Source organism: Streptomyces sp. NPDC002671 (genome assembly GCF_053592475.1).
On record NZ_JBSFVU010000129.1, the window covers coordinates 1 to 3,984 of the forward strand.

Consider the following 3,984-nt stretch of genomic DNA (forward strand, 5'->3'; position numbering starts at 1 on the left):
AAACTCCGATGCTCAACCGCCCGGATCACCAACCTCGTCCAAGCGATACTCACTCTGCATCTGACCAGCTCAGGGTGAGGTTGGAAAAGGCTCATGGGCTGGGTAGATGTCGTCGATCACGACGCCGATCCGCCCCACATCAACGGCGATTACGTCCGCGACGAGGAAGAACAGGCCCACTACCTGCGCGAGATGCTCGCCGTCTTCGACGAGGAAGGCGTAGATACTGCCTTCTGGTTCACCTTCGCCGGCTACGAGTACCCGCACCACGCCGACCCGCGCTTCGACCTCGACATGGCCTCCTACGGGGTATGCAAGCTGATGCCCGACGGCAGCCTCACCCCCAAGCGCTGCTTCCACGCCATGGCCAAGGCATACCAATCAGCAACGTCAGCGTTGCCTGTCCAGGGTGAGGACGGCCCTACTGATGTTTCAGAATGCCGTGCGTAGTCGTCTCAAGCAGATGATGCTGCAGGCGAGTTCGAGGAGTCCTTGGTGGAGGTCGGCGCGTATCTCGTAGCGGATCCGCAGGCGTTTGAATTGGTGAAGCCAGGCGAAGGTGCGCTCTACCACCCAACGGGTCTTGCCCAGGACAAAGCCGTGCGGAGTGCCGCGGCGGGCGATCTTCGGTGTGATACCCCGTTTGCGGATAAGGTGCCTGTACTTGTCGAAGTCGTAACCGCGATCGGCGAACAGCCTCCGCGGCCGGTGCCGTGGCTGGCCCCGCAGTCCTTGAATACGGGGAATGGCATCCAGCAGCGGCATCGACTGGGTGACGTCGTGTCGGTTGCCGCGGGTCAGCGACACGGCGAGCGGTGTGCCGTGCCGGTCGACGATCAGATGGTGCTTGCTGCCCGGCCTGCCTCGATCGACCGGCGAAGGCCCGGTGTGAGCCCCCCGTAGACCAGGTGTGCTGGTCTACGGATAGCAACCCTGATAGGTCGCCGACCATGATGCGCTCGGCCCCGGTCATCGGAGCGATGAACCGTCAGTCCGGCATGTCGCCGTTCCTCCTCCGGCCAGCAGGCTGAACCGGCAACCTGGCTTCGTCCACTTCCTCGGGCAGCGTTTGTTAATTTAACGGCCCTGTCTCGCATTCGGTGGTGACGCCGGCGTCTGGTGTGTCCTACACGCGGTTGCCGTCATACCTTCCGTGAGCAGGTGTCCGGGGTGCTGGAGCGTTACCAGCGCCGCACAGCCCGTCTGACCAGGCAAGTCAAGGACGTGGTCAAGGAGTTAGCGGGCCAGGCGGGGGAGCACGGCGGCGACGAGGAGCGGCCCCAGCAGGGTGATCGGCTCCCATGTATCGGTGACCGCCTCATGGATGGCCCGGCGGGGCGCGGCCCGGGCGGCCTCCTTACCTACACGGTCAGTCTCCTCCACGTTCAGCGCAATGGCGCAGGAGTCCGCGACGCGTGCGCGGTACTGTGCGGCCTGCGCGCGGACGAGCTCGATGGACGGGCGGCTCACGGCTGCTACTTTCGGGGGCGTATGAGCAGGAGAACCTCAGCGCTATGCCCGCCCGGGCCTTGGCCCGTCAGCCCCCTGGCGAGAAGGCCGCCTCACCCCCTGCCCGGCGTTCCGTCACGGCCGCCTACGGCCGTACGCGCCGCGGCAGCACGCAGTTCCCGCAGTAACACCCGCCCGACATCTGGTAGCAGAGGTGCCAGCTGCGCCGGGCGAAGGCGGTGCCCAGCCCCTCCTCGGCCATGAAGCCCCCGGTGCTGCGCAGGGGTTCGCGGTCCATCAGCTCCTCCGCCAGCCGGACCGCCGTCCACGGTGCCCTGGCGCCGAGCAGGACGCGCAGGGCGTCAGACCGGGTTCTTTCGGGCGTTCCGTACGGGTGAGGAGCCGGAGCCTCCCTGGCAGTTGTGGGGTGCCGGACGGCGCGGCGAGGCTGCGCCGCGCGCCTTCCCTGCGCCAACACTCCAACTCCTGCTGGTGCGGACGGAAATCAGGCCGTTCGGGTTCTCCTCCGTACGTCTTTTTCTGTGTACGCCGGGAGTCGTAGCAAGACCGCCCTGCAGGTGGATTCGCCCGCCCTCGCGGACGCGAAATGGTCGTTCCGTCCTGGAAGTTGACAGAAAGGAGCGGCCATCGTGCGGATAGGACGCATCGCGCCCTTGCTCGCCGTAGGGGTCACGGCAACGCTGATCCCCGCCCTCGCCCCGGCGCAGGCATCCGCGGCAGAACCGCTGCAGAGATTCGAGAACCAGAAGCCCGCGTGGCACCGGTGCGACGCATCGCAGCCCGCTGCGTTCCAGTGCGCAACGATCAAGGTTCCGCTCGACTACAGCCGCCCCGACTCCAAGACGATCAAGCTGGCCATCTCCCGCTTCAAGACCAGTGTCCCCGGCAAGCGGCACGGCGCGCTCCTCTTCAACCCCGGCGGTCCGGGCGGTTCGGGCCTGGACATGCCGGCCATGATGAAGGGCATAATGCCCAAGCAGGTCCGCGAGCAGTACGACCTCATCGGGTTCGACCCGCGCGGCGTGGGTCGCAGCAGCCCGCTCACGTGCGGTCTCACAAACACCGAGCAGAACTTCGAACACCCTTACAAGCCCGAGACGTTCAGCCGTGACGTCAAGTGGGCCCGGACCGTCGCCGACAAGTGCCGTACCAGGAACGGCGACAGGCTTCCGTACATCACCACCCGCAACACCGCCCGCGACATGGACGTCATCCGCGCCGTTCTGGGGGAGAAGAAGATCTCCTACCTGGGCTACTCCTACGGCACATACCTGGGTGCCGTCTACTCCCAGATGTTCCCCTCGCGGACCGATCGCTTCGTGCTGGACAGCGCGGTCGACCCCGCGCGGGTCTGGCGAGGCATGATCCAGGTCTGGGCGGAGGGTACCGAGCCGGCGTTCACCCGCTGGACGAAGTGGACCGCGCAGCACCACCGCACCTACAAGCTCGGCGACACCCCGGCCAAGGTGAAGAAGACGTTCTGGGACCTGGTCGCCCGGGCGGACCGCACTCCCATCGACGTCGGTGGCGACAAGCTCACCGGGGACGACATCCGTGCCGCCCTGCGCTCCGCGTTCTTCAGTCCCAAGTACGCGGCCCAGGCGGTCGCCGACCTCAAGAAAGCCGCCGACGGCCATAGGGTCTCCCGCCTGTCCCCCGCGCCGGACGTTCAGCAGACGCCACGCCGTTTCGCGGCTTCCGGCGCGGCGGCGCCGGCCGACAACGAGACCGCCATGTTCTGGACCGTGGTCTGCGGCGACACCGCCGCCTGGCCGCGCGACCCCGAGCAGTACCGGCGTGACGCGATCCGGGACAAGGCCAAGTACCCGCTCTACGGTGACTTCGGCTCCAACATCACGCCCTGCGCCTTCTGGGACAAGCCGGCCGAGCCGGTCACCGTGGTGCACAACAAGGTCGGCCTGCTCACCGTGCAGAACCAGTGGGACTCCCAGACACCCCTGATCAGCGGCCTCGGTATGCACCACGCCCTGAAGGGCTCGCGCATGGTGTACGTCAAGGGCGGCGAGGGCCACGGCGTCTACTCCGGAGACCCGCGCGCCTGTGCCGACCGCACCGTCAACGCCTACCTGAGCAACGGAAGGCTTCCGGTGCACGACGTCACCTGCCAGGCGTCCGGGCGCCAGGGCCCCGGCGTGACCCAGCGCATCGCCCCGACCCCGCAGGACACACCGCAAGCGCCCCGCTTCTGACGCGCCTTCCCTAGCCCAGAAGTTGCTGCGGTATGGGTGGGGCCTCCTGAACCACATCAGGAGGCCCCACCTCGTTCCGCCACCGACGGGCGTCTCAGTCGCCGTGGAGGGTGAGGGTCGGGGCGACGTCAACGCACGGTCAAGGGAGTGATGCTCAGCGTCTGCTTCAGGGTGTTGTAGAAGTACAGGTCCTGGCCCATGGGGCCCAGTGAGGCTGATCCTTACGTTGTTGGTGGGTTGTTTTCGGTCACTCGTAGGATCGGGAGACCCGGGGATGCCGGGTGTGGCTTTGCTGATCCAGCCC

4 protein-coding genes and 1 pseudogene are annotated in these 3,984 nt (G+C 66.8%); 2 read left to right on the top strand and 3 right to left on the bottom strand.

Annotated elements, in window-relative coordinates:
* Positions 1–93: 93 nt before the first annotated feature.
* A complete protein-coding gene (locus tag ACWD35_RS45005) occupies positions 94–450 on the top strand; it encodes a hypothetical protein (protein WP_451357101.1) in 357 nt (118 codons plus the stop codon).
* On the opposite strand, the pseudogene ACWD35_RS45010 reads toward ACWD35_RS45005, so the two are convergent.
* The 3 genes and pseudogenes from ACWD35_RS45010 to ACWD35_RS45020 all read right to left on the bottom strand — a co-directional run.
* Positions 433–900 (bottom strand): annotated as a pseudogene (locus ACWD35_RS45010) (IS5 family transposase); the annotation flags it as partial. The gene ACWD35_RS45005 and the pseudogene ACWD35_RS45010 sit on opposite strands and share 18 nt — an antisense overlap.
* A gap of 336 nt (positions 901–1,236) precedes the next feature.
* On the bottom strand, positions 1,237–1,470 hold the full coding sequence (locus ACWD35_RS45015; RefSeq protein ID WP_451357102.1) for a hypothetical protein: 234 nt from the start codon (positions 1,468–1,470) through the stop codon (positions 1,237–1,239).
* A gap of 124 nt (positions 1,471–1,594) precedes the next feature.
* A complete protein-coding gene (locus tag ACWD35_RS45020) occupies positions 1,595–1,747 on the bottom strand; it encodes a hypothetical protein (protein WP_451357103.1) in 153 nt (50 codons plus the stop codon).
* A 352-nt stretch (positions 1,748–2,099) separates the two neighbouring features.
* Between ACWD35_RS45020 and ACWD35_RS45025 the strand changes: the two genes are divergently transcribed.
* The gene (locus ACWD35_RS45025) at positions 2,100–3,680 is read left to right on the top strand and encodes an alpha/beta hydrolase (protein ID WP_451357104.1); all 1,581 of its coding nucleotides are present in this window, start codon (positions 2,100–2,102) and stop codon (positions 3,678–3,680) included.
* Positions 3,681–3,984: the final 304 nt, after the last annotated feature.